Annotated in this window: 22 protein-coding genes; 11 read left to right on the top strand and 11 right to left on the bottom strand. The window is 64.2% G+C overall.

Features of this window, described 5'->3' with window-relative positions; all coding sequences use genetic code 11:
* Positions 1-122 precede the first annotated feature (122 nt).
* Both O7B34_RS22940 and O7B34_RS22935 read left to right on the top strand, forming a co-directional pair.
* Complete coding sequence (locus O7B34_RS22940) at positions 123-1,745, top strand: FAD-binding oxidoreductase (RefSeq protein ID WP_337148252.1); 1,623 nt, start codon at positions 123-125, stop codon at positions 1,743-1,745.
* An 18-nt stretch (positions 1,746-1,763) separates the two neighbouring features.
* The gene (locus O7B34_RS22935; RefSeq protein ID WP_337148250.1) at positions 1,764-2,390 is read left to right on the top strand and encodes a hypothetical protein; all 627 of its coding nucleotides are present in this window, start codon (positions 1,764-1,766) and stop codon (positions 2,388-2,390) included.
* 7 nt (positions 2,391-2,397) lie between these two features.
* On the opposite strand, the gene O7B34_RS22930 is transcribed toward O7B34_RS22935, so the two are convergent.
* The 4 genes from O7B34_RS22930 to O7B34_RS22915 form a co-directional block, all read right to left on the bottom strand.
* A complete protein-coding gene (locus tag O7B34_RS22930; protein WP_337148249.1) occupies positions 2,398-2,919 on the bottom strand; it encodes a hypothetical protein in 522 nt (173 codons plus the stop codon).
* 135 nt (positions 2,920-3,054) lie between these two features.
* Complete coding sequence (locus O7B34_RS22925) at positions 3,055-4,053, bottom strand: alpha/beta fold hydrolase (protein ID WP_337148248.1); 999 nt, start codon at positions 4,051-4,053, stop codon at positions 3,055-3,057.
* Positions 4,054-4,068: 15 nt separating this feature from the next.
* A complete protein-coding gene (locus O7B34_RS22920) occupies positions 4,069-5,199 on the bottom strand; it encodes a hypothetical protein (protein ID WP_337148247.1) in 1,131 nt (376 codons plus the stop codon).
* A gap of 6 nt (positions 5,200-5,205) precedes the next feature.
* Positions 5,206-5,640 carry a DUF4383 domain-containing protein gene (locus O7B34_RS22915; RefSeq protein ID WP_027143311.1) on the bottom strand — a complete coding sequence of 145 codons (435 nt, stop codon included), beginning with the start codon at positions 5,638-5,640 and terminating at the stop codon, positions 5,206-5,208.
* 732 nt (positions 5,641-6,372) lie between these two features.
* On the opposite strand from O7B34_RS22915, the gene O7B34_RS22910 reads away from it, so the two are divergent.
* Positions 6,373-7,311: a diacylglycerol/lipid kinase family protein gene (locus tag O7B34_RS22910; RefSeq protein ID WP_337148246.1), complete on the top strand. Its 939-nt coding sequence runs from the start codon at positions 6,373-6,375 to the stop codon at positions 7,309-7,311.
* Positions 7,312-7,537: 226 nt separating this feature from the next.
* On the opposite strand, the gene O7B34_RS22905 is transcribed toward O7B34_RS22910, so the two are convergent.
* Genes O7B34_RS22905 through O7B34_RS22895 form a run of 3 tightly spaced genes read right to left on the bottom strand, consistent with a single transcriptional unit; the run spans position 7,538 to position 11,279 of the window.
* Positions 7,538-8,455, bottom strand: a complete 918-nt coding sequence (locus O7B34_RS22905; RefSeq protein WP_337148245.1) for an NAD(P)-dependent oxidoreductase — start codon at positions 8,453-8,455, stop codon at positions 7,538-7,540.
* Positions 8,452-9,666: a mandelate racemase/muconate lactonizing enzyme family protein gene (locus O7B34_RS22900; protein WP_337148244.1), complete on the bottom strand. Its 1,215-nt coding sequence runs from the start codon at positions 9,664-9,666 to the stop codon at positions 8,452-8,454. The genes O7B34_RS22905 and O7B34_RS22900 overlap by 4 nt, the downstream gene beginning before the upstream one ends.
* Positions 9,663-11,279: a GMC family oxidoreductase gene (locus O7B34_RS22895; protein ID WP_337148243.1), complete on the bottom strand. Its 1,617-nt coding sequence runs from the start codon at positions 11,277-11,279 to the stop codon at positions 9,663-9,665. Before O7B34_RS22895 ends, O7B34_RS22900 begins: the two co-directional genes overlap by 4 nt.
* 204 nt (positions 11,280-11,483) lie before the next feature.
* Between O7B34_RS22895 and O7B34_RS22890 the strand changes: the two genes are divergently transcribed.
* From O7B34_RS22890 to O7B34_RS22880, 3 genes are all read left to right on the top strand, one after another.
* A complete protein-coding gene (locus tag O7B34_RS22890; protein WP_337148242.1) occupies positions 11,484-12,425 on the top strand; it encodes a phosphoribosylaminoimidazolesuccinocarboxamide synthase in 942 nt (313 codons plus the stop codon).
* 117 nt (positions 12,426-12,542) lie between these two features.
* Positions 12,543-12,938: an acyl-CoA thioesterase gene (locus O7B34_RS22885; RefSeq protein WP_027143305.1), complete on the top strand. Its 396-nt coding sequence runs from the start codon at positions 12,543-12,545 to the stop codon at positions 12,936-12,938.
* Between the two features lie 106 nt (positions 12,939-13,044).
* Positions 13,045-13,248 (top strand): hypothetical protein, encoded by a 204-nt coding sequence (locus O7B34_RS22880; RefSeq protein WP_337148240.1) that lies wholly within the window; start codon positions 13,045-13,047, stop codon positions 13,246-13,248.
* Between the two features lie 176 nt (positions 13,249-13,424).
* Here O7B34_RS22880 and O7B34_RS22875 read toward each other — a convergent pair whose 3' ends face one another.
* The gene (locus tag O7B34_RS22875) at positions 13,425-13,793 is read right to left on the bottom strand and encodes a winged helix-turn-helix transcriptional regulator (RefSeq protein WP_027143303.1); all 369 of its coding nucleotides are present in this window, start codon (positions 13,791-13,793) and stop codon (positions 13,425-13,427) included.
* Positions 13,794-13,883: 90 nt separating this feature from the next.
* Between O7B34_RS22875 and O7B34_RS22870 the strand changes: the two genes are divergently transcribed.
* The gene (locus tag O7B34_RS22870; protein ID WP_337148239.1) at positions 13,884-14,489 is read left to right on the top strand and encodes an NADPH-dependent FMN reductase; all 606 of its coding nucleotides are present in this window, start codon (positions 13,884-13,886) and stop codon (positions 14,487-14,489) included.
* A gap of 230 nt (positions 14,490-14,719) precedes the next feature.
* Here O7B34_RS22870 and O7B34_RS22865 read toward each other — a convergent pair whose 3' ends face one another.
* Positions 14,720-15,979 carry an RNA polymerase sigma factor gene (locus O7B34_RS22865; RefSeq protein WP_337148238.1) on the bottom strand — a complete coding sequence of 420 codons (1,260 nt, stop codon included), beginning with the start codon at positions 15,977-15,979 and terminating at the stop codon, positions 14,720-14,722.
* Entirely contained in the window at positions 15,976-16,380 is a 405-nt protein-coding gene (locus O7B34_RS22860) for a YciI family protein (protein ID WP_337148325.1), read from the bottom strand. Before O7B34_RS22860 ends, O7B34_RS22865 begins: the two co-directional genes overlap by 4 nt.
* Positions 16,381-16,628: 248 nt before the next feature.
* Here O7B34_RS22860 and O7B34_RS22855 point away from each other — a divergent pair, with 248 nt between their 5' ends.
* From O7B34_RS22855 to O7B34_RS22840, 4 genes are all read left to right on the top strand, one after another.
* Positions 16,629-17,555: a DMT family transporter gene (locus tag O7B34_RS22855; protein WP_027143299.1), complete on the top strand. Its 927-nt coding sequence runs from the start codon at positions 16,629-16,631 to the stop codon at positions 17,553-17,555.
* A 330-nt stretch (positions 17,556-17,885) separates the two neighbouring features.
* Positions 17,886-19,367, top strand: a complete 1,482-nt coding sequence (locus O7B34_RS22850) for a family 16 glycosylhydrolase (protein WP_337148237.1) — start codon at positions 17,886-17,888, stop codon at positions 19,365-19,367.
* Between the two features lie 35 nt (positions 19,368-19,402).
* On the top strand, positions 19,403-21,139 hold the full coding sequence (locus O7B34_RS22845) for a type I secretion system permease/ATPase (protein WP_337148236.1): 1,737 nt from the start codon (positions 19,403-19,405) through the stop codon (positions 21,137-21,139).
* Between the two features lies 1 nt (position 21,140).
* Positions 21,141-22,460 (top strand): HlyD family type I secretion periplasmic adaptor subunit, encoded by a 1,320-nt coding sequence (locus O7B34_RS22840; protein WP_337148234.1) that lies wholly within the window; start codon positions 21,141-21,143, stop codon positions 22,458-22,460.
* A 22-nt stretch (positions 22,461-22,482) separates the two neighbouring features.
* Here the strand turns inward: O7B34_RS22840 and O7B34_RS22835 are convergent, their stop codons facing one another.
* Entirely contained in the window at positions 22,483-23,793 is a 1,311-nt protein-coding gene (locus O7B34_RS22835; protein WP_337148233.1) for a hemolysin family protein, read from the bottom strand.
* Positions 23,794-23,871 lie beyond the last annotated feature (78 nt).

The following is a 23,871-nucleotide window of genomic DNA, read 5'->3' as shown; positions in this document are numbered from 1 at the left end:
GCCATTTTCATTACCTTGGGCACTCACCGCCAGGCGACGACGGTGGTGAAACGCCGTTCCGGCAGCGCCGCTATGGTTTTTGCCAAAAGGCCGCGCTATTCCTTGGCTGACGGGGGATCTGCATGGCCGAGGAACAAAAGGGATTTCGCCTGTCGCGGCGGCTGCTGCTGGGGGCGGCTGTTTTCGGCGGCGCGGTGCTGTGGGGTGGTACCACCGTGGCGCGGCTGGCGCGAGGCCCGTCAGGGCCGAAGAACACCGGACGCATCGCCGATATAGACGGCATCGCGCTGCCGCTGAAGCCGATCGCCAGCCCGCCGGCATTCGAACCGTCGCTGTCCTGGCTGGCAAAAGGTGGCGACATCAACGATGCCAGCGGCCTGTCGAGGACGCCGGTCTATGGCGTGGTCGAGGTCAGCGAGGAAGAGCACATCGCCAGGGCCCTGGCCTTCGCGCGCGCCACCGGGCTGAAAGTGTCGCTGGCGGCGATCCGCCATTCGATGGGCGGGCATGCCTTCGACGACAATGCGCTGGTGCTCGACCTCAGAAAGTTCAACAAGGTCACGGTGGACGCGGCGGCCAAGACAATGACCTTGCAGCCGGGCGCTTGCTGGCACGACATCCAGAACATGCTGCATCCGCGCTTCGCGGTGAAGGCGATGCAGTCGACCGACATCTTTTCGGTCGGCGGCTCGCTGTCGGTGAACGCGCATGGCATGGACCACCAGGCGGGCTCTGTGGCCGGCTCGATCCGCTCGATGCGGGTGATGCTGGCCGACGGTGCGGTGACCACCTGCTCGCCAGCCGACAACAGCGATCTGTTCCGCCATGTCGTCGGCGGCTACGGCCTGTTCGGCGTGGTGCTGGAGGCGACGCTCGATATCGTCGACAATGTCGTCTACCGCACTTCGCGCGAGATCATCAAATCCAACGATTTCCCGAAATTCTTTGCCGAGGTGCTGGAGCCGAACAAGGATATCGGCCTGTTCTACGGCCATCTGTCGACGGCGCCGGGCAATTTCCTCGAGGACATGATCGTCTACCGCTACGACAAGGTCGCCGAGCAGCCGCCCGCCGACCAGCCGGCGCTCGGCGAACCCGATGGCGTCGGCCTGAAGCGGGTGATCATGAACATGGCCAAATGGGGCAGTGCGTTCCAGGAACTGAAATGGTTCACCGAAAAGACGCTGGAGCCGAAATTCGAGAGCTGCACGGTGCCGCGTACCTCCGCGCTTGCCGAGGGCGAGGCCTGTCTCGTCACCCGCAACAACCCGATGCACGATTCGGTGCCGTATCTGTTCAACGACCTCATGAGCGAGACCGACATACTGCACGAATATTTTATTCCTCGCGCCGCCTATGTCGAATTCATCGCTGAAGCGCGCGAGATCCTGCGCAACCAGGATCTGCCGGTGCTCAACGCCTCGGTGCGCATCGTCCACAAGGAGGACGTGGCCCTGACCTACGCGCCGGAGCCGGCCTATTCGCTGGTGCTCTATATCAACCAGCCCGCCGATGCCGATGGCAATACCAGGATGCGGGCGCTGACGCGGGCCCTCATCGACGTGACGATCAAGCATGGCGGGCGGTTCTTCCTGCCCTACCAACTGCACTATACGGCCAAGGAGCTGCTGGCGTCCTATCCCGAGCTGCCGGCTTTCCTGGCGGCAAAGCGCCACTATGACCCGACGGAACTGTTTTCCTCGACCTTCTACCGTGCCATCAAGGCGCTGAGCGGGACGGCTTAGCAGTCAGAGGAGAATTCCATGCGGATGGGATCAGCGGCGGCGGTGCTCGCCTTCGTCGCACTTTGCCCCGGACCGGCCGGCGCTGAAGACCTGAAAGCCTTCAGGCTGACGATCGACGGCAAGGCGGTTGATATCGATGCCGGCGAGAGCGCCCATGTGACGTTGCCGGACGGCAAACAGGTCGAAGTGAAGCTCGACAAGAACGATTTCGCGACCTTTTCCGGCGACAGTTTTTCCTTCAACCATCCGAGCGGCATTTCGGTGACCAAGACCGATCTCGGCGAGAACATCACGCAATATCTGATGGCCTCGGCGCTGGGCACGATCGTCGTGGTGCAGGAATACGGCAAGATGAACCCGGTGTCGCTGAACCAGCTGATGCTGCAGGAGATGACGAAGGAATCGGTCAAGGCGGGTGCCAAGCTGACGCAGCAGCCGACGACGCGCAAGCTCGCGGACGGCAAGGAATTGACCGGCATCACCGCCGAGGTGAAGACCCGCACCGACACCGCTTATTTCGAGATCGTCGGCTACGGTCTCGCCGACCAGGGACTGCTGTTCATCACGCGTGTCGCGGGCGAGGACGCGGCGACCGAGAAGCCGCTGATCGACAAGTTCTGGCAGAGCCTGAAGCTGAAGATGTAGACGAGGCCTACAGCTTGCCCGGCACCAGGCCGGCCAGCCAGTTCACGGAGCGCTTTGCCGCGTCGGCGGTTGCCGAGACGGCGCGGCCGAGATCGGTCTTGACCACGGCGTAGCCATTCTTCGTGCGATAGAGCACGCCGGTGCCGCCATCGACCACCTGTTCATAGGCGACGGGGCGCGCAGCGGCCGCGTCCAGGGCCGTCGTCGGCGATCCGACCGGGACGCTCGGCCGATGGCTGAGCTCCGGCGGCAGCGGGCTTTCCGTTCTGACGATCCGGCTGGCGGGCTTCAGTTCCGGGCCCGACGCGATCGTGGCCAGGTGCGATGAGGACGCCGAACCTTTCGCGCGACAGATGCCGGACACCAGCGGATAGTTGAAATTGCGCTCGTGCAGGATCTGGCTTTTCATCGCGGCTTCGCAATCGGCGATGGTCGACCACTTGGCCCGCGTCTCGCCGATATATTCGCACAGCTTGGCGTCGCAGTCGCAGCCGACAATGGTCATGGCGACAAGGGCGGTCTTGATCACGGTCTCGTCCCTTCGAGATGCCCCCCGGCAGCCCAGTCAGGGGCATGTCGCGTTCCAGGCGACATGCATTCTCCATTGCGCGCGAACAAGGCGGGATTTTGGCTTCGACCGTGGAATGTGCGTGGCGGCGCGTGCCTACCCGGTGCCCGGCAAGGTCCGTCTGAGGAAATTGGCGATCAGCCGCACCACGTCGTGCGGGCGCTCGACCTGCGGGATGTGGTTGACGCCGTCGAGGACGGTCAGTTCGGCGTGTGGAAACAGCGAGGCGATCTCTTCGCCCTGGGCCAGCGGCGTGGTCGAATCCTCGCGCCCCCAGATGACGAGAACCGGCGGCGTGAAGGCGCGATAATTCGCCTTGTTGGCGGCAAGCGATTTCCGCTCGTCATTGTAGAGGCCGCTGAACAGCCAATGACCAACGGCATTGGTGGTGCCCCTGACGTTCAGCGGGCGCGTGTAGATGGCGATGCGCTCCGCCGTGACGAGATCGTCGTTCTCGATAAATTTGCGCAAGCCGAATCCGGTCATGAGCGGATTGGTGAAGGTCGAGGCAGTCAGGAGCTGGCGTGGCCAGTCCCTTTTCAGGAGGGATGCGAACGGCGGGGCCGAAGCCTCGGTTTGGCCGAGGCCAATCGCCACGTCGAGCAGGATCAGCGCATCGATGCGATCCGGGGCCGAGAAGGCGGCTTCGATCACGCCGCCACCACCATAAGAGTGGACGCCGACGCTGAAATGGCGAAGGCCGAGCGCGTCGGCAAAGCCGAGGACACGCCTGGCGTGAGCGGCGCGCGAATAGTCCTGGTCGGCCGGTCTTTCCGAATAACCGAAGGGCGGCATGTCGACGGCGATCACGCGAAAGCCCTGTTCACCCAGGGGTGCCGCGATATCGCGGTAGGTCTCGGCCCACGACGCCGTGCCGTGGAATAGAAGCAGCGGCGGCCCGTCCGGTGGTCCCCAGACCTGGTAGTGCATCTTCAGCCCGTCGACCGTCGTGAACAATGCTCCCGCCGGAGCCGCTTCTTGCGGCGACAGGGTCTCGCGAAAAGCCGCCGCGCCGCGAAAGCCGACGAGCGCCACAATGACCAGCACGACCAGCGTGAGCGCGAGCCAGCCGACAATCCGGATCAGTCGACGCATGGCAGGACTGTCGCCTCAATAGTCGTAGACGTGTTCGAGCCTGGCGCCGGCCTTCATCAGCGACGGCAACACCAGATGCAGCTTGCGCACGGCCACGACCATGCCGGTGCGGCGCGTCGAGGGATCCGCCGGGAGCGGATAGCTGAACAGGATACGCATGCCTTCGGGAACGGCGATCGAATCGGTTGACAGCACCGTGACCATGATCTCGTCATTGCCACCGATCTCGACGAAGGAGACACCCTTGTCGATCAGCCGCGGGATCATGTCGGTGAAGACCTGATAGCGCTTGGTGACGAAGATGGTGCCGTCCGGGCCCAGGTCCCGTTCCAGCAAGGTGTCGGGCTCGTCGCGGGTGGCCTCGCCGACCGGCCCCTTTGCCCAGACATGGACATCGAGGAAGGCCGGGTCGGAAGTCGCGGCAAGCGCCTTCTTGATGAGATCGGCGTAGCCTTGCTTGATGGTGTCGGCGAGGCCGAAGGCGAGCTTGCGTTCGCTGGTGCGAATGGAACTGTCACCAGGCGCCGGCTGTACGGCAAACAGCCCGGCGCGCTTTTGCGCATAGGGAAACTGGTACCACGGCACCTGGTCGAGAAAGCCTGCATAATCCGCCGCCACCTTGGCCTGGTAGATGTCGGCGGCGGTACGCTTGCCCGATGCCGCCTCGGTGATGCGGCCGACCGTGTTCTCATAGGCCCATTGCAGGATATGCTCGATCGAGTGGCTGGTGCCGATGATGACCAGCATCTGGTTGTTGGCATAGTTGAACTTGTAGGCGGAACTGGCGCGCATCACCATCGCGTAATCCTGCCAGAAGCGGCCGACATAGGACCAATAGGGAAAGCCGCTCGGCTGGTCCTTGGCGACGAAACCGGCATATTCGCGCGCGGCGTAGACGATCGCCCATTCCGGATAGGTGAGGAAGGTCGATTCCTCAGGCCGCTGGTAGCCGGGGATCTCGGCGCGCACCTTGTCGGCCAGCGCCTTGGGCGGCGCGCCGTCGGCAATGCCGGGCAGCGGCGTCCTGTCGAGCGACGGCGTCGTCAGGAAGCCATAGGCGAGCCCGGCGATCGGGATCAGGATAACGATGACGATCAGCCAGAGGATCGCCTTGATGATGCGCTTGATCACGCGGAACAGGGCCATGGCCGGTCAGGCCGTGGCGAAGTGGTCGTAGATGCGCTTCGACAGCCAGAAGCCGATATAGACGGCGATGCCGCCAATGACGATGTGCGGCAGGTTGGCGAAGAATCGGGTCGGGAATTCGATGTCGTTGAGGGAGCGGAAGCCGTTGATGAAGATGCCGGCATCGAGGCAGCCGGAGCCGGTGATCAACCCGAGCACGCCGTCGAACAGATAGACCGAGCCGAACAGCTTGAAATAAAACACCGCCTGGCGATGCGAGATGAAGGCGGCAGCCAGCGCCCAGACGCCGGAAAAGGCATGCAGCAGGTCGTCGTACCATTGCAGCGAGAACAGGCCGAACAGATTGCCGTCGGCATCGTTGAAGGCCGGAATGTAGCCGATGGCCACGACCGCGAAGAACAGGAAGGCGTAGGCGACGGCAAGCTTCTGGATCAATGTCATGAAGTATCCCCCTTCAATTGACGTCGAACGTTAGCTGATTTTGTTTCCGGTTGCAGCCCCAACCGGAAACACCGCAACAATTGTGTGGGAGAGCCAAAAAACAGTCGGCGCCGGGATTTCTCCCAGCGCCTCCCTGTCAGATCAGGACACGGTCGTGGCAGCAACTTCCGTAAAGTCGTCGCGCCATGCCGGCCTTGATTTTGACGGTCCTGCCAGAAGCCGCCCGAGGGCGACGTCCGTTCCAGACCACGCCGGTCTTGGCCCTTGCGGGCTTTGCCCTGCGTGCCATCGAAGGTTTTTGCCGTCCTTCATGGCAGCATCGGTCCGCCGTCGGCGTTGGCACGCTTTCCGCGGCCCCGTAGGTCTCGGCTTCCGTCCCTCGAACAGGCAAGCCTGCTCTCGCTTCGGGCCGTACGGGCCTCAGGAAATCCGCCTTTCACTTCGCCTTTCGGCTTGACGATCGGTAGCCGCCTGAGATGGGTTGAACTTACGCCGGGTAAGGGGTTTGGGGAATGGCCGCGCCCCTGTGGATAGCGGGATTATCGGGGACCGATGCCAGAAGCCAAGGAAATTCAGGCGCGAACGCCTTAGACAGCCTGCCCGCCTTTCGGCGAACGAACCGGCGGTGCCCCCTTGCCCTGCCGACAGGCGCGGGTTTCAATGCTGGCTAAGATCGGGGCCGGCAGAGGATCGGGCGCGGCATGTCCGGCGCCTTCCGGGGGAGGATGCATAGTGAAGGTCGGGGTGGTGCTCAATCCGATTGCCGGTGGCGGCCGGCTGAAACGGCATTGGCCCGATGTTGCCGCCGCGCTGAAAAAGCACTTCGGCGATTTCGAACTGCGCGAGACGCAGGCCGAGGGCGACGCCGAGCGCCTGGCGCTCGATCTCGCGGCAAACGGATTCGACCTGGTGATCGCGGCCGGCGGCGACGGCACGGCCAGCGAAGTGGCCGACGGCCTGCTGCAGGCCCGCGAGGAGGGCGGCAGGACAACCGAACTCGGCCTGCTGCCTTGCGGCGCCGGCATCGATTTCGCGCGCGGCCTCGGCCTGCCGAAGGAGATCGACGCAACGCTGAAACGGATCGCCGACGCCAAGGCAAGGGCGGTCGATGCCGGCCGCATCTGCTATATCGACGATCATGGCGCGCTGGCCAGCCGCCACTTCATCAACATCGCCAGCCTCGGCCTGTCGGGCGCCACCGACCGCGCCGTCAATGCCGACAAGCGCAAGGGCAGGATGTCGGCCAAGGCGTTGTTCCTGTGGCGCACCGTGGTCGAATTCATCCGCTACCGCTTCCAGGACGTGCGGATCACCGTTGACGACGGCGATCCGGTCGAGGCGCGAATGGCGCTGGTGGCGGTGGCCAACGGGAAATTCTTCGGCGGCGGCATGATGATCGCGCCCGATGCGGAACTGACCGACGGGCAGTTCGACATCGTCATCCTGCGCGCGGCCGGCAAGCTGAAGCTGATCTGGGATATCAGGCTGCTCTATGGCGGCAGGCACCGCAACCATCCGGCGATCACCATCCTGCGCGGTAGGAAAGTGGTGGTCGAACCGCTCGGCGATGTGGAAAAGAACGGCGCGCTGGTCGACATAGACGGCGAGTCGCCCGGGCGCATACCGGCGACCTTCGAGATCCTGCCCGGTGCGTTGATGGTGAGATATTGAATTAAGGTGTTGCGGGGGTAAGAGCGTCCCACAACGTCGTCATCCTCAGGTCAAGCCCGAGGATGATGAAGGGGAGGGTGTTTCCGCCAATCGCCGTGGTATGCAATCCGATCGAAACTCTCGCTCGGGAAACCAGTCGAGATGTTGCAGCTCTGATTCAAGTTGTTGCGGCTATGATTCTAGATTCTTGCCCAACGCATTGATTTCATTTGCTGGCTCATGTTGCTCAAACCTCCAGCTTGGCCGGAAAACCGGGCGCACGAAGATCGGTTCCGACCGCGTCTTCCAGCAGCTTGACGATCTGGGTCGACCAGGCGTCGCCGCCATAGGCAGCCTTGCCCTGCTGAAAGATTGCGTCGACTCGCGATGCGAGCTCCAGCGGAACGCCGAAATCCCTGCCCATGCCGAGCGCGAAGCCAAGGTCCTTCAATGCCAGGTCCATGGTGAAGCCGATGTCATAGGAGCCGTTCAGCACCAACTGGCTTTCGGTCTCGTGGACGAAGCTGTTGCCGGAGGAGGCCACGATGGCGTGGTAGCTCTGCGCGAGATCGAGGCCACCCTGCTTGGCCAGCATCAGCGCCTCGCCGGCGGCGACCAGATGGATGAAGGCCAGCATGTTGGTGATGACCTTGATCACGGCCGCCGAGCCGATCGGGCCCATCAGGAACGACTTCGCGCACATCGCTTCGATCGCCGGGCGGTGGTGCTCGTAGAGGGCCGCATCGCCGCCGACCAGCGCGGTGATTTTGCCGACCGCCGCCAGATGCACGCCGCCGGTGACCGGGCATTCCAGCGTCTCGATCCCCTTGGCCGAGGCGAGGGCGGCAAGCCGCAAAATCTCGTCACGGCCGTTGGTCGACATCTCGATCCAGGTGCCGCCCTTCGGCAGACCTTCCAGCAACCCGCCTGGGCCGGCCAGCACCGCTTCGCTGACTTTCGGCGAGGGCAGGCACGTGACGGCATTGCCGGCGCGGGCGGCGGCCGCGGCCGGGCTGTTGGCGGCCGTGGCGCCAAGCGCGACGAGGCGCTCGACGGCGGCGGGGTCGCGATCGTGGACCGTCACGGCAAAGCCGTTGCGGATCAGGCTGACGGCAAGGTTGCCGCCGAGATGGCCAAGGCCGATAAAGGCGTAGCTTTCGCTCACGGCATCAACGGCGTCTGCATCATCTGGAGATGCAGGTCCTTGCCGGTATAGGGATGGGCATCGCAGACCGCCTCGTTGAGCTCCACGCCGAGGCCGGGCTCCTTCGACGGGATGACATTGCCGTCCTGCCATTCGATCTTCTTCTTCAAGAGGGTGGCGTGGAAACCGTCCCACTGCTTCAGCGATTCCAGGATCAGGAAGTTGGGCAGTGTCACCGCGAGCTGGATGTTGGCGGCACCGACGATCGGCCCGCAATAGCAATGCGGCGCGACCTGGATGTGGTAGGCCTCGGCCATGGCGGCGATCTTCTTGGTCTCCAGAATGCCGCCGGAGCGGCCGAGGTCCGGCTGCAGGATGGTTGCGGCGCGGTTCTCGATGACTCGGGCGAATTCGGATTTCGTCGTCAGCCGCTCACCGGTGGCGATCGGGATCGAAGTCGCACGTGCCACCTGCGCCATAACTTCGGGCATGTCTGGCGGCACCGGCTCCTCGAACCACAAGGGATCAAAGGGTTCGATGGCGCGCGCCATGCGCAGCGCGCCCGATGCGGTGAACTGGCCGTGCGTGCCGAAGAGGATGTCGGCGCGGGTGCCGACCGCCTCGCGGATCGCCTTGATCATGCGGGTCGAGACATCGATGTCGATGAGGCGCGGCTGGTGGCCGTCGAAGGCGGTGTAGGGGCCGGCCGGGTCGAGCTTGACCGCATTGAACCCCTGCTCGACATATTCGAGCGCGCAGGCGGCCGCCATCTCCGGGTCGTTGTAGACATTCCTGCCATCCGGCGCGTCCTCGGAATGCACGCTGCCCGTGTGCGGGTAGAGGTAGGTGTAGGAGCGGAGCGTCTCGTGCACCTGGCCGCCGAGCAGCTTATAGACCGGCTTGTTGGCCTCCTTGCCGACGATGTCCCAGCAGGCCATTTCGAGTGCGGAAAAACAACCCATGCCGGAAACGTCGGGGCGCTGGGTGAAGCCGGAGGAATAGGCGCGGCGGAAGAAATTCTCGATGTCGTGCGGATCGCGGCCGACGAGATAGCGCTCGGCCATGTCCTCGATCATCTTCGCCGTGATGTGGGCGGAGAAGGTGGCGTTGTAGGCCTCGCCATAGCCGACCACGCCGCCATCGGTGGTCAGCTTGACGAAGATGAAATACTTGCCGCCGATGCCGGGCGGCGGGTTGCCGACAACCCATGTCTTGACGTCGGTGATCTTCATGTGTGGTCCTCCAGAACCAGTTCGGCGCCCTTCCACCCGGTCATGACCGAGGCAGCGTTGGTGTTGCCGGTGATGTTGTCGGGAAAGATCGAGGCGTCGATGACGCGCAAGCCTTCGAGCCCGTGCACCTTGAGGCGCGGATCGACCACGGATCGCGAGGGGTCGGGGCCCATGCGGCAGGTAGAAACCGGGTGATAGACGGTGCCGGAGCGCTTCCTGAAATCGGTGATCAGGTCGGCGTCGGACTGGATCGACGGGCCGGGCAGCACCTCTTCGGCGATGATCTCGGCCATGGCGGGCATCGAGGCGATCTTGCGCACGAATTTCACCGCCGCCAGCATCTCGTCGACATCGGCGTTGGTCGAGTAGGCGTTGGCGACGATTTTGGGATAATCCAGCGGATTGCTGGAACGGATCATGATCTCGCCGCGGCTCGACGGACGGCAGTTGGACAGGCCGATGGAGAAGCCCGGCCACGGATCCGGCGTCAGGATCGGCCGCTCGCCGTTCTTCGGGATGAGCGTCGAGAAAGCCTGGAAATAGAGCTGCATGTTGGGTCGGGAAAACGCCGGGTCGGTGCGGAAGAAACCGCCGCCATGGTTCATCGACAGCGACAGCGGGCCGGAGCGGGTCAGGATGTACTGCATGCCGACCAGAAGCTTGCCCCACCACGGGCGCAGGATCTGATTGAGCGTCGGCAGCTTGCCCTTGAAGGTGTAGTTGATGCCGACATGATCCTGCAGATTGGCGCCGACATTCTCGTTGGCATGCACCACCGGGATGCCCAACCCTTTGAGCAGCGCCGCCGGGCCGACGCCGGAGAGCTGCATGAGCTGTGGCGAGTTGATCGAGCCGGCGGACAGGATGATTTCACGGCCGGCGCGGGCCGTCTTGGTCTGGCCGTTCCGCAAATATTCGACGCCGACGGCGCGCTTGCCTTCGAACAGGATGCGGCTTGCCAGCGCATTGGCCTCGACGCGGACATTGGCGCGCTTCATCGCCGGGCGCAGGAAGGCGCGGGCGGCCGACATGCGGCGGCCGTTTTTGGTCGAGATCTGGTAGATGCCGACGCCTTCCTGGGCGGCGCCGTTGAAGTCGGGATTGAGCGGCAGTCCGGCCTGCTGGCCAGCGGCGAGATAGCGTTTGGTCAACGGGTGGACGGCGCTGGCTGTATCGCTGATGTGCAGCGGGCCGCCGGTGCCGCGCCATCGGTCGGCGCCGGCCTCGTTGTCCTCGAGCGCCTTGAAGGCCGGCAACAGATCATCATAGCCCCAGCCGGGATTGCCGACGGCGCGCCAGTCGTCGAAATCCTCGCGCGCGCCGCGGATCCAGACCATGGCGTTGATCGAACTCGAGCCGCCAAGCAGCTTGCCGCGCGGCCAGTGGTCGACATTGCCGCCGAGGCCGGGATCCGGCTCGGTCTTGTAGTTCCAGTTGACGGTGGGATCGAAGAAGGTCTTGCCGTAGCCGAGCGGCATCTGCACGTAAAAGCGGCGGTCGCTGCCGCCGGCCTCCAGCACCAGGACCGAGAAGCGGCCCGAGGCCGACAGTTTGTCGGCCAGGACCGAGCCGGCCGAGCCGGAGCCGACAATGATGAAATCGTAGGTCTGCATGGCGGACGTCGGTGGCTCCTGAATGTGGCACCAACCTAGGCGCGGCGGGTCCGCCAAGTCGCCGGGCCTTCCGGCATCAGTTGTGAAAAAAGCGACTGGTATATCCGGCCGGGTTGCCGGGAATACCGACAATCACGCTTGATATGCATGGGGTCGACGGACTATGCGAGGGCATCGGCCACTCTGCGCAAGGCAGGAGAACCCATGCGTGTCCTGTCGGATGCTTTCATTCCCGAACTGCCGGGCTATTACAAAGGCAAGGTCCGGGAGAATTACGACCTTGCCGACGGCAGGCGCATCATCATCGCCACCGACCGTCTCAGCGCCTTCGACATCATCCTGACCTCGATCCCGTTCAAGGGAGAGATCCTGACGCAGACGGCGCGGTACTGGTTCGAGGAAACGGCCGATATCTGCCCGAACCATGTGCTGGAATATCCCGACCCGAACGTCGTCGTCGGCACGAGGCTCGACATCCTGCCGGTCGAGATCGTCGTGCGCGGCTATCTGGCCGGCACCACCAGCACCTCGATCCTGACCCGTTACCGACGCGGCGAACGGGAGATGTACGGGATGCGCCTGCCGGAGGGCCTGCGCGACAATGAGAAGCTGGCCGAGCCGGTCATCACGCCGACCAGCAAGGCGGCCGATGGCGGCCATGACGAGCCGCTGTCCAAGGCCGAGATCCTGGAGCAGGGTCTTCTTACGCAGGAGCAGTGGGACACAGTTTCGAGTTACGCCCTGAAGCTGTTCGCTCGCGGCCAGGCGCGCGCCGCCGAGCGTGGCCTGATCCTTGCCGACACAAAATACGAATTCGGCACCGACAGGGACGGTACGATCATTCTCGCCGACGAAATCCACACGCCCGACAGCAGCCGCTACTGGATCGCCAGGAGCTACGAACAGGCGCTGGCTGATGGTACGCGGCCGGAGAGCTTCGACAAGGATTTCATCCGCTCGTGGGTGACGGCGCGCTGCGATCCCTACAAGGACCCGATCCCGAGGATACCGGACGAGATCGTCGAACAGGCCTCCAGCGTCTATGCCCAGGCCTACGAGGCGATCACCGGCAAGGCATTCGTGCCAGACCTTTCCGGGGAGACCGTTCTCGCCCGCATCCGCTCGAATCTCGCGCGCTTCTTCTAGCCGCCAAGCGGGCTTTGCCCCGACGCCGGGTGTGCGTCGGCGGTCCAGTGGCGCGTTGACGCGTCCGCGCCGTGACGCTACGGGATCGCAGGCAATCGATCTCGAGGAATTTATCGCATGGTGCAGTACGCGGATGGACGGCCGATCGGAGACCTGACGCTGCGCACGCTGGCCATGCCTTCGGACGCCAATGCCGCCGGGGACATTTTCGGCGGCTGGGTGATGGCGCAGATGGACCTTGCCTGCGGCATCCGCGCCGCCGAGCGCGCCAGGGGGCGCGTGGTGACGGCGGCGGTCAAGGAGATGTCCTTCGCCAAGCCGATGAAGATCGGCGACACGCTGTGCATCTACACCCATGTCGAACGCGTCGGCCGCACCTCGATGACGCTCAAGGTCGAGGCCTGGGCGCAGCGCTATCTCTCCGACCTGATGGAAAAGGTCACGCACGCCGATTTCATCATGGTGGCGCTGGACGGCGAGGGCAAGCCGAAGGCCGTTCCGGCCGAGAGCTGATTCCGCCAACCCTGGACATTTGTAACATCGCCCGTGCAAAGCGATGCGGTCAGCGACATCGTGCCGTTGCCTCCACGGCCAATTCTGCCGGCGTCGGAGGAAGACAATGCGTCAACACCTATTGAACGGCTGGCTTGCGGCGGCTCTCGTCGCGCTCGCCTGCCTGCTCGCCATTACCGCTTATGCCGAAGTCCAACAGGACCTTGGGCGCACCGCCTGTCTGGGCGGCACGGCTGGTGTGAAGGAGCGGACAGCGACGTGCGCGATCTGCAGCCCGACGCTTTGCGGGGCCATGGCGCGAGGATCCTGACCAGTTGCCTTTGGAATGTGGTCACCGCCGCGCGTGAGCACACGTTGAGCGCCATGGACAAAATTCCCGGACCTCTTCGGCGAACCAAGACGTCTCGTTCAGGGAACCATGACTTCGCCTTAAAACACGAAGCGCCGCTCAGTGCGAAACTCCGGCCTCCTTGCCACGCAAGGACTTCAGGCTTGCATCTCGTCGAACCTGGCGCGCGCCGACTGAACGCGCTGGGTGTTCTTGCGTGCCCAATCCCCAAGCGCGCCGACCGGGACCAGCAGCTCGTGGCCAAGCTCGGTCAGCTCGTAGTCGACGCGTGGCGGGATGGTCGGAAACACCTTGCGGGTGACGAAGCCGTCGCGCTCCAGGCCGCGCAAGGTGGTGGTCAGCATCTTCTGCGAGATGCCGCCTACGGCCGCGCGCAACTCGTTGAAACGCAGCGGTCCGCGGCCAAGCTTGCCGACCACGAGCACGGTCCATTTGTCGCCGACGCGCTGCAGGATCTCCGACACGGCCCGGCAGTCCTCGGTGTTATGCGGGTGCCTCAGTAACAAAAACGTGCCTCCTTGCGCGCCGGTTTGTCAGTATCACATATGGCGCCGGTATCCAAACGATACCAACAATTCCCGCAAGGAGAGCCCCTTATGTCCAAGCCCAAAATCGCCATCGTCATCGGTTCGACGCGCGCCGCCCGCTTCGCCGACGTGCCGACGCAGTGGATCGCCAAGATCGCCAAGGCACATGCCGATATCGATGTCGAAATCGTCGACCTGCGCGACTTTCCGCTGCCCTTCTTCGATGAGGTCGCGTCTTCCGCCTGGGCGCCGTCGCAGAACGAAGTCGCACAGCGCTGGCAGAAGAAGGTCGCCGGATTCGACGGCTTCATCTTCACCGCCGCCGAGTACAATCACGGCCCGACTGCCGTGCTGAAGAACGCCATCGACTACGCCGCCAACGAGTGGAACAAGAAGCCGGCCGGCTTTGTCGGCTATGGCAGTGTCGGTGGCTCGCGCGCCGTCGAACAGCTTCGTCTCCACGCCGTCGAATTGCAGATGGCGCCGGTCAAGTCCGCCGTCCATATCGCCTGGGGCGATTTCCTTGCCGTCCGCCAGGGCGAGAAGAAGCTCGAAGATCTCGAGCACCTGAACCAGGCCGCCGCCGCGCTGGTCAACGACGTCGCCTGGTGGGCCAAGGTGCTGAAGTCCGCTCGTGCCGCCGATGCTATCGCCGGGGAAGCCCAGGCGGCCTGATCCGCCCGATCGGATTGTCCTCCCAAGGTTACGGGGCGGTGCTTGCGCCGCCCCTTTTTTGTTGGGGTTCTTGCAAAGAAGTTGCGGCGCGCCTGAAAGTTAGCTTGAAACGCCGCGCCGCACCAACCAAACCGCTTGGCGTTGCGGCGGATGCATAGGAGGTGAACTGTCACCGGACGTGCTGAGGGGCCAGCCTGCCCGTGCGGTTCCAACTGGCGGCGAACGGACAGCTAAAGGTCGCGATCGGCTGCCCCCGTGGCGCGGGCGAGCAGCAGGGCGCGTTCCCTGTCGTTGCCGGTCAATTTGGCGGCGTGGCGGAACGCGGCGCTGGCTTCCGCCTGATGGCCGAGCTTCTGCAGGAGATCGCCGCGCACCGTGGGCAGGAGGTGCGAGTCTTTCAGGCGCGGCTCGTCCTTCAGCGCCTCGATGATGGCAAGGCCTTGCGCCGGGCCGAACGCCATGCCGACCGCCACGGCGCGATTGATTTCGACGATGGGCGAGGGGGACGTGAGCGCAAGCGCCTGATAGTAGGCCGATATCGCGATCCAGTCGGTGTCGGCGGCAGTCACCGCGCGGGCGTGGCAGGCCGCGATCATCGCCTGCAGCAGATAGGGTCCCGGCGCTGATGTCAGGGCCATGGCGCGGTTCAGGCCGTCGAGGCCGCTCCGGATGAGCGACCAATCCCACCGGCCGCGATCCTGGTCGAGCAGCAGGATCGGATCGCCCGCCCCGCCGGTACGGGCCGCGAAGCGGGAGGCGTTGAACTCCATCAGCGATACCAGCCCCTGCACCTCGGGCTGATCCGGCATCAGTGCCGCCAGCGAGCGGCCGAGGCGCAGCGCTTCGGCGCACAGGTCGGCGCGCAGCCAGTCCGGTCCGGTGGTGGCCACATAGCCCTCATTGAAGATGAGATAGACCACCTCCAGCACAGCACTGAGGCGTTCGCGCCGCTCTTGCGCACGCGGCGTCTCGAACGGGATGGCGGCATCGCGAAGGGTTCGCTTGGCGCGCACGATGCGCTGGGCGGCGGTGGCTTCGGGCACCAGGAAGGCGCGGGCGATCTCCGGCGTCGACAGTCCGCCCAGCAGCCGCAAGGCCAATGCGGCGCGCTGCTCGGTGGGCAAGATGGGATGACAGGCGGTGAAGATCAACCGCAAAAGGTCGTCATCGATATCCTCGTCGAGCGCCGCCTCGATGTCGGGCATCTCGCGCTCCAGCTCGGTGAGGTCTACGGCGAGTTCGCGATGCTTGCCGTCGATCATGGTGGTGCGGCGCAGCCGGTCGAGCGCGCGGTTCCTGGCGACCTGCGTCAACCAAGCGGCCGGATTGCGCGGAATGCCGTCGCGAGGCCAGCGCTCCAGCGCCAGCAGGAAGGCGTCCTGCGCGATTTCCTCGGCCAGCCCGACATCCCTGAGAGTGCGTGCCAATCTGGCGGTGAGCTTCGGCTGCTCGATCCGCCAGACGGCTTCGATGGTTGCGTTGGGGGTCAATCCTTCAGCCTGCCGAGGCGGTCCGCCACCTTCTGGACGTCCTCGGGAAATTCGCTCATTTCAAAGACCTGGCGGATTTCGATCACGTCATTCTCCCCCGCGGGGCAGCGGCGGGCCCATTCAATGGCCTCGTCGCGCGAGCGTACATCGATCACCCAGTAGCCGCCCAGAACTTCCTTGACTTCGGCGAAGGGGCCGTCGACGACCACAGGCTTGCCGCCTTTGAAGCTGACCCGCGCCCCGGAGGACGGCGGATGCAGGCCGTCGAGCGCCAGCAACACGCCGGCTTTCTTCAGCTCGTGATTGTATTTCATCATCCCTTCCACCGCCTCGGCGCCGGGCATGACATCGGGCGCGGCGTCCGCGTAGCCGCCGGGGATCATCAGCATCATAAACCGCATGGTCTTTCTCCTGGGTTGGGTTGGTTCAATCATATGACGAACGGGCAATGGCGAAATCGACACGCGCGGCAAGAAAGTTCAGGTCGCCAGCAGTTCAGGTCGCCAGCAGTTCAGGTCCGCAGTAGTCGTGCCCCCAGTAGTCGTGCCCCCAGCCAGGCCACAAGCCGGCTTGGTTGGACCGCCATATCGGCGGGGCTGCCATCTGGCCCCGCCGGTCGGCCCTGATATATCCGGCTGCGATCCATCACATGAGGGGCCTCGTGAAGTCATCCAGCCTGGCAGGCGCCGTTTCTCCCATGGTCCCGGTGCTTGTCTGCGCGCTCGGCATCTTCCTCCTGTCGGGGATGGACGCGGCCATGAAGGTCCTGGTCATCGCCGTCGGCGTCTACAACACGGTGCTGTGGCGTAGCATGCTTGCGACCGTGGTTGCGGGCGCCGGCTGGTCGATGGGGCCACGCAGGCTGCCCACGCCTTCCGTGCTCAAGCTGCACGCATTGCGTGCCGCGGTCGTCGGCTTTGTCTTGCTGTCCTTCTTCTGGGGGCTCGCCAGGCTGCCGCTGGCGGAGGCGATCGGGCTCAGTTTCGTAGCGCCGCTGTTCGCCCTGCTGCTGGCCGCGCTGCTGCTGGGCGAACGAATCCAGCGTCAGGCGATCTGGGCCTCGCTGGCCGGCATTGCGGGCGTCGCAATCATCGTGGGCGGCCAGTTCGGGCAGACAAGCCATGCCAGGGATGCCTTGCTCGGCACGGCGGCGGTGCTGGTGTCGACGGTGTTCTATGCCTACAATTTGATCCTTGCGCGGCAGCAGGCGCTGTTGGCCAAACCGATCGAGATCATGCTGTTCCAGAACCTTTGCGTGGCGGTCATCCTCGGTCTCGCCGCACCCTGGCTCGCCATTGCCCTGCCGCGCGAGCTCTGGCTTCCGCTGGCCGGAGTGACGGCACTGTCGCTCGCCGGCCAGTTCCTGATGAGCTGGGCCTATGCGCGGGCCGAAGCGCAGTATCTGATCCCGACGGAATACTCCGCCTTCATCTGGGCGATCGCGCTTGGCTTCCTCTTCTTCGATGAGGCGGTGACCTGGACCACGCTGGCGGGAGCGGGCCTCATCGTGGCCAGTTGCCTGATCGCGGCACGTTCAAATCCCAGGCTTGCCGAGCCGATCGAAGCCGCTGTCTGAGGCGTAAGCTTCCCGCCCCACCGCAGGATCTGGCGCCGAGAAGGGAGGCAGCGATGGGCCGGGTGGATACCCTTCATCCAAATGGATCCTTCATCTAAGTAGATCCTTTGCAATTTCTGGTTTATACACAATTTTACTAAATAGCTTCGGTTAAGCGGCGCTCTCTTCACGGATAATAAGTATATGTCTTCCGAAAGATCGATGTTATGGTGGATTGTGTAATGATTCCACGGAACGATATCGTTCCTTTCAGCATTGATCCAATGCGGCCATCCGGAGTTCGTATCGAACGATTCGAGCTGGCCCGGCATCGCGAGGAGGATTTGTCCGATGAGCTTCTTCGTCAACGCCGTGGGTGTTCCTCTTCCCTATAGCGGCACGTCCAACCACTGGTACTCAGCGACAGGGGCCGGGCCGGACATGTATGGCAGCGCCGGAAACGATTCCTTCTGGGGAGCAGGCGGTGTCAACGTCACGATGCACGGTGGCACGGGCGATGACATCTATTACCTCTATGGGGCGGGCAACAAGGTGGCCGAGGCCGCCGGGGCAGGCATCGACACGATCAGCACATGGATGAGCTACAAGCTCCCCGACAATGTCGAGAACCTCATCGTCACAAACCCCAATAACTACGCCTTCGGAAATGGGTTGGACAACATCATCACCGCCACGGCCGGGCACCAGACGCTGGACGGCGGCCGGGGAAACGACGTTCTGATCGACGGCGGCGGCGGCTACGACACCTTCATCATCTCGAAAGGCAACGGAAGCGACCTGATCGCCAATTTTGCCGCCACAGACACCGTCCGCCTCAATGGCTATGGGTTCACATCGTTCGACGCCATCCACTCGAACATGGTCCAGGCGGGATCGAACGTGCTGTTGAACCTCGGATCCGGCGAGATCCTCGAGTTCAAGGATACGACCGTCGACAAGCTGAATTCCAACCAGTTCCAGTTGCCGATCGACATGTCCGGAATGAAGCTGTCCTTCAGCGACGATTTCAACACGCTCAATCTTCACAATGCCCAGGGTGGCACATGGGATACCAATTTCTCATGGGGGGCGCCGAACGGCAGCACATTGACCGGCAATGGCGAGCTGCAATGGTACATCGATGCCAATTATGGGCCGACGAGCTCCGTCCATCCGTTTAGCGTGAACAACGGCGTGCTGACCATCACCGCCGCGCAGGCGCCGGCCGACATCAAGCCCCTGATCAACAATTACGAATACACGTCAGGCATCCTCAACACACACAGCACTTTCTCGCAGACCTACGGCTATTTCGAAATGCGCGCCGACCTGCCCGAGAACGCCGGCGCCTGGCCGGCCTTCTGGCTGCTGCCGGCAGACGGCTCGTGGCCGCCGGAACTGGATGTGATCGAAACGCGCGGACAGGACCCGAACTCGTTGATCATGACGGCGCACTCGAATGAAACGGGAACGCACACCAAGGTGACGTTGACGGTGAATACCATGGATACCGCCGGCGTCCACACCTATGGTGTGCTGTGGACGCCGGACAAGCTCGTCTGGACCTATGACGGTGTCCAGGTCGCGGAAACGGCGACGCCATCCGATATGCACAAGCCAATGTACATGCTGGCCGATCTCGCGGTCGGCGGCATTGCCGGCGCGCCTCCCGATCATCTGGCGACGCCTGCCGAGATGAAGATCGACTACATCCGCGCCTATACGCTGGACAACGCGCCGGCGAGCGCTCTGCACCTCACCAGCAGCACCGCCACGCATAGCATCGCCAGCAGCACGCTGCACGGCGGTTCCGAATTCGGGGGCCACGTGTAAGGTCTCGGGATCATGCAGCGGCGGGAAATGCGGAAATGACTGGACCCTCCGGCCTGCGGCCGGTCTTCATGCGCGCCATCGCCGATGTCGGCGTCTTCTCGCTGCTGATCAATATCCTGCTGTTGGTGATTCCGCTCTACCTGCTGCAGGTCTATGATCGCGTGCTGCCGTCCTCCAGTGTCGAGACGCTTGTCTATCTTTCGGCCATCGCGGTTCTCGCGCTCGCCTTCCTCGGGCTGCTGGACGCGATCCGCGCCGTTTACACGCAGCGCGTCGCGGCGACCGTCGACCGCAAGCTGGGTGCCAGCACCTTCGCCGTTTCCCTCGGCGCAAGATATGCCGGCGGCCTGTCGCCGCTGCGCGACCTCGCCTCGGTCTGCGCCTTCATCAGGTCGCGCGGCGTGGCGGTGTTGTTCGACCTGCCCTTCGCCCCTGTCTTCCTCGCCTTGCTCTATCTCATCCATCCGGTGCTGTTCTGGGTGACGGTCGCGGGCGCGGTGCTTCTGCTTTTCCTGGTCGTGGCCAACCAGCTTGCCATCGGCAGGAACGATGCCTTGTCCACGGAGCGTTCGGCCTTGGCCAGCCAGGCGGAACAGGCCTTTGCCCGCAATGCGGAGACGCTGCGCGCCATGGGTATGGTGGAGAACGCCGCGCGGGTCTGGGGACGGCATGTAGGGGCGGCGCTCACCTTCCATGACCGTTCCTCGAGCGCCAATGCGATCTTCAGCGGCGCCTCGCGGGCGTTGCGCATGATGCTGCAACTGGCGATCCTCGGCGCCGGCGCATGGCTGGTGCTTCAAGGGCAGATGACGGCCGGCATGATCTTCGCCTCTTCGCTGGTCTCGTCGCGCGCGCTGCAGCCGCTCGACCAGCTGATAGGCGCCTGGCGGCAGATCGCCGACGCCCGGCGGGCGTGGGCACGGCTGGAAAAGGCGCTTGCGGCACGTCCGGCCGGGTCGCGAAAACTGATCCTGCCCGATCCGGCGGGTGCGATTTCCGCGCAGGACGTTTTCTTCATGGCGCCGAATGCCCGACCCGGCACGGAGCCCCTCCTCAAGCGGCTGACCTTTGCGATCGGCGCCGGCGAAGCGTTGGCCATCGTCGGCCCGAGCGGGGCCGGCAAGTCGACGCTGGCGAGGTTGCTCGTGGGTGCCGCCCAACCGACCGGCGGCTCAATCAGGATCGACGGCGCCGACCTCGGGACCTGGGACGAAAGCCAGCTCGGAAAGCATATCGGCTACCTCTCGCAGGAGGTCGAGTTCTTTCCAGGATCGATCGCGCAAAACGTCGCCCGCTTCGACCCGGAGGCGGACGACGGAGCGATCGTCGAGGCGGCAAAGCGCGCCCAGGTGCATGAGTTGATCCTGGCGCAGCGCGACGGCTACCAGACCATGATCGGCCCGTCGGACAGGGCGCTGTCGGGCGGCGAGCGCCAGCGAATAGGGCTGGCGCGCGCCTTCTACGGCAATCCGCGATTCCTGGTGCTCGACGAGCCCAGCTCCCATCTCGACGGTAGCGGCGAGGCCGCGCTCGAGGCGGTGCTTTCGGCCGCGCGCACGGCGGGCGTCACGGTCGTCGTGATCACCCATCAGCCTTCGATCGCCGCTGCTTGCGACCGCGTGATGCTTTTGCGCGGCGGCATGATCGAAGCCTTCGGTCCAAGCGGCGAGGTGCTGCGGCGGTCGGTCACCGGCAAGGCGGTCCAGCAGAGCACGGTGGTGACCGGGTCGTTCGCCCCGACGATCCGCGCGGGTGGCAGTTTCGGATCCTGAGATGACGACACGGAGCCTCGCCTGGGACAGTCAGCCCCGCACCGACATAAGACGCGTGGCCCTTACCGGCTATGCCGCCATAGCGCTGCTGGCGGGCGGCTTCGGTTACTGGGCCGTCAGCGCCCCCTTGTCGGGAGCGGTGATCACGCAAGGCACGATCTCGGCAACCGGCGGAAACATCCAGATCCAGCATCGCGAGGGCGGTATCGTCCAGGCGTTGCTGGTCCATGAAGGCGATCGCGTGCAACTGGCCCAGGATCTGATCGTGCTGGACCCAACGGCCGCGCAGGCCGAACTCAACCGGCTGACGAGACAGTCGATCGCGCTCAGGGCGAGTGCGGCGCGGCTGGAGGCGGAACGCGACGGGTTGGACAGGCTGGCGCCAATCACCGAAGCGGCGCCGGCACCTTTCCAGCCCGATTTCGAGATCCTGATTCGAGAACAGCAAAAGGAATTCGACGCCAGGCTCGCCCGGTTCCGGTCGGAAAAATCGATCCTGGCACAACGGGTCGCCATGCACCGGCAGTCGGTGGTGGGGTTACAGGCCCAGAAACAGGCCGTTCAGCAACAAGCCGAAGTCGTAAAGAAAGAACTCGGCATCAAGACCGGCTTGCTGGACAGGGGGCTCACCAACCGTACCGAATACTCCCAGCTATTGCGAAGCGAGGCCGATCTCGTCGGGCAAGCCGGAGCGCTGGAGGCCAATCTCGCGACGGCCAACACCCAGATCGTCGAAGGCCAGGAGCAGACCGAGCGCCTGACCACGCAACGCGTCGAGGAGGCGCTGACGAAACTGGACGACGTTCGCTCCAATCTGGCCGATGTCGACGAACAGATCAGGGCGGCGGAGGCGGTGCTGCGGCGTACGACGATCAAGGCGCCGGCAGCGGGGATCGTGGTGTCGTCGACTTACAATTCCAAGGGCAGCGTGATTGCCCCGGGCGAAAAGATCATGGAGATCCTGCCCACTGCGTCGGGCCTGGTCGTCGATGCGAAGCTGCGGCCGAAGGACATCGATCAGGTCCGTGTCGGCCAGCCGGCGAAACTGCGATTGTCCGCGTTGAACTCACGGCTCACGCCAGAGGTTTCAGCCACCGTGACGCAGATTTCGGCGGATCGGCTCATCGACCAGACCACGCGTGAACCCTATTTCCGCGCCAAGCTGACGATTGCCGCCGACCTGCCGCCCGGCGTGAGGCGTGATCAACTTTATCCCGGGACGCCGGTCGAGGCGTTCATCAGCACCGGCGATCGGACTTTTTTCGAGTATCTCGCGCGGCCGATGCTCGATTCATTCGCGCGCGCCTTCGCTGAGCAGTAGATCTCTTTACACATTTGAACGATCAGCGTGCCATCTCGCGGTGGCCGCTGGGCAGGCGGGTGGCGATCAGCTTGTCGATGCGGCGGCCGTCGAGGTCGACCACCTCGAAGCGCCAGCCCTGCGCGTCGACGCATTCACCGGTCGCCGGCAGATGGTGCATGTGCGACAGCACATAGCCGGCGACGGTCTCGTAGTCGCGGTTCTCCGGCAGATCGATGCCCAGCACCTCGGCCATCTCGTCGGCCTGCATGTAGCCGGCGAGCAGCCATGAGCCGTCATCGCGCTGGACGGCGTTTTCTTCCTCGCCGGCCTCGAGGTCCGAGCGGAAGACGCCGGTGATGGCTTCCAGAATGTCGGCGGGGGTGACGATGCCTTCGAAGTGGCCGTATTCGTCATGCACCAGCGCCATCGGCACGTTGCTCTCCTTCAGCTTCTGCAGCACGTCCAGCGCATCGGCCTGGTCGTGCACGATGGGTGCCGCGCGCACATATTTGCGCGGGTCGAGCGCGCGGCCGCCGAGCAGTGCGGCCAGCACGTCGCGTGTCTGGATGACGCCGATCATGGCGTCGACCCCGCCGTCGCCGGCGGGCAGGCGCGAATGCTGGGTGTCCATCAGAAGCTTGCGGATCGTGGCTTCGTCGGACTGCAGGTTGATCCAGTCGACATCGGTGCGCGGCGACATGACGGCGCGCACGGCGCGGTCGCCAAGCCGCATGACGCCGGCGATCATGCGCCGCTCGTCGGATTCGATGGTGCCGTGATGCTCGGCCTCGGCGACCAGCATCTTGATCTCCTCGTCGGTGACCTTTTCCTCGCTTTCGCCGCGATGGCCGAGCAGCCAGAGCACGGAACGGCCCGAAATATCGAGCAGGAAGACCAGAGGGGCCGAGACGGAGGCAAGGATGGTCATTGCCGGGGCCGCGCGCGCCGCGACCCGCTCGGGATCGCGCAACGCAATCTGCTTGGGCACCAGTTCGCCGATGATCAGCGAGGCATAGGTGATGATGGCCACGACGATGCCGACGCCGAGCGGATCGGCGATGTTCTCGCCGATGCCTGTCGAAGCCAGATATTGCGCCAGCCTCTGGCCGAGCGTGGCCCCGGAAAAGGCGCCCGAGAGCACGCCGACCAGCGTGATGCCGATCTGCACGGAGGACAGGAATTTGCCCGGATTGGAACCAAGCGCCAAAGCGCGGCCGGCGCCTTTGACGTTGCGGTCGATCATCGCCTTCAGGCGAGCCGGCCGCGACGAGACGATGGCGAGTTCGGACATCGACAGAAGGCCGTTCACGCAGATGAGGACGACCACGGTGGCGATTTCAACGTATAGCATGAGGGCTCAATAGCATTGCCGCACGGCTTTCGAAAATAGTCGGCGACCATTTTAGAAAGATGACGGCCGATGCGGGGC

Origin of the sequence: Mesorhizobium sp. Cs1299R1N3 (genome assembly GCF_037179625.1) — a bacterium.
Classification (GTDB): domain Bacteria; phylum Pseudomonadota; class Alphaproteobacteria; order Rhizobiales; family Rhizobiaceae; genus Mesorhizobium; species Mesorhizobium salmacidum.
The sequence above is the reverse complement of the archived record's forward strand: the minus strand, read 5'-3'. Positions and strand labels throughout refer to the sequence as shown.

Coding starts and splice junctions, on each gene's coding strand:
- O7B34_RS22940 (WP_337148252.1), top strand. CDS start 123: ATGGCCGAGGAACAAAAGGGATTTCGCCTGTCGCGGCGGCTGCTGCTG.
- O7B34_RS22935 (WP_337148250.1), top strand. CDS start 1,764: ATGCGGATGGGATCAGCGGCGGCGGTGCTCGCCTTCGTCGCACTTTGC.
- O7B34_RS22925 (WP_337148248.1), bottom strand. CDS start 4,053: ATGCGTCGACTGATCCGGATTGTCGGCTGGCTCGCGCTCACGCTGGTC.
- O7B34_RS22920 (WP_337148247.1), bottom strand. CDS start 5,199: ATGGCCCTGTTCCGCGTGATCAAGCGCATCATCAAGGCGATCCTCTGG.
- O7B34_RS22915 (WP_027143311.1), bottom strand. CDS start 5,640: ATGACATTGATCCAGAAGCTTGCCGTCGCCTACGCCTTCCTGTTCTTC.
- O7B34_RS22900 (WP_337148244.1), bottom strand. CDS start 9,666: ATGAAGATCACCGACGTCAAGACATGGGTTGTCGGCAACCCGCCGCCC.
- O7B34_RS22895 (WP_337148243.1), bottom strand. CDS start 11,279: ATGCAGACCTACGATTTCATCATTGTCGGCTCCGGCTCGGCCGGCTCG.
- O7B34_RS22890 (WP_337148242.1), top strand. CDS start 11,484: ATGCGTGTCCTGTCGGATGCTTTCATTCCCGAACTGCCGGGCTATTAC.
- O7B34_RS22885 (WP_027143305.1), top strand. CDS start 12,543: ATGGTGCAGTACGCGGATGGACGGCCGATCGGAGACCTGACGCTGCGC.
- O7B34_RS22880 (WP_337148240.1), top strand. CDS start 13,045: ATGCGTCAACACCTATTGAACGGCTGGCTTGCGGCGGCTCTCGTCGCG.
- O7B34_RS22870 (WP_337148239.1), top strand. CDS start 13,884: ATGTCCAAGCCCAAAATCGCCATCGTCATCGGTTCGACGCGCGCCGCC.
- O7B34_RS22860 (WP_337148325.1), bottom strand. CDS start 16,380: ATGCGGTTTATGATGCTGATGATCCCCGGCGGCTACGCGGACGCCGCG.
- O7B34_RS22855 (WP_027143299.1), top strand. CDS start 16,629: ATGAGGGGCCTCGTGAAGTCATCCAGCCTGGCAGGCGCCGTTTCTCCC.
- O7B34_RS22850 (WP_337148237.1), top strand. CDS start 17,886: ATGAGCTTCTTCGTCAACGCCGTGGGTGTTCCTCTTCCCTATAGCGGC.
- O7B34_RS22845 (WP_337148236.1), top strand. CDS start 19,403: ATGACTGGACCCTCCGGCCTGCGGCCGGTCTTCATGCGCGCCATCGCC.
- O7B34_RS22840 (WP_337148234.1), top strand. CDS start 21,141: ATGACGACACGGAGCCTCGCCTGGGACAGTCAGCCCCGCACCGACATA.
- O7B34_RS22835 (WP_337148233.1), bottom strand. CDS start 23,793: ATGCTATACGTTGAAATCGCCACCGTGGTCGTCCTCATCTGCGTGAAC.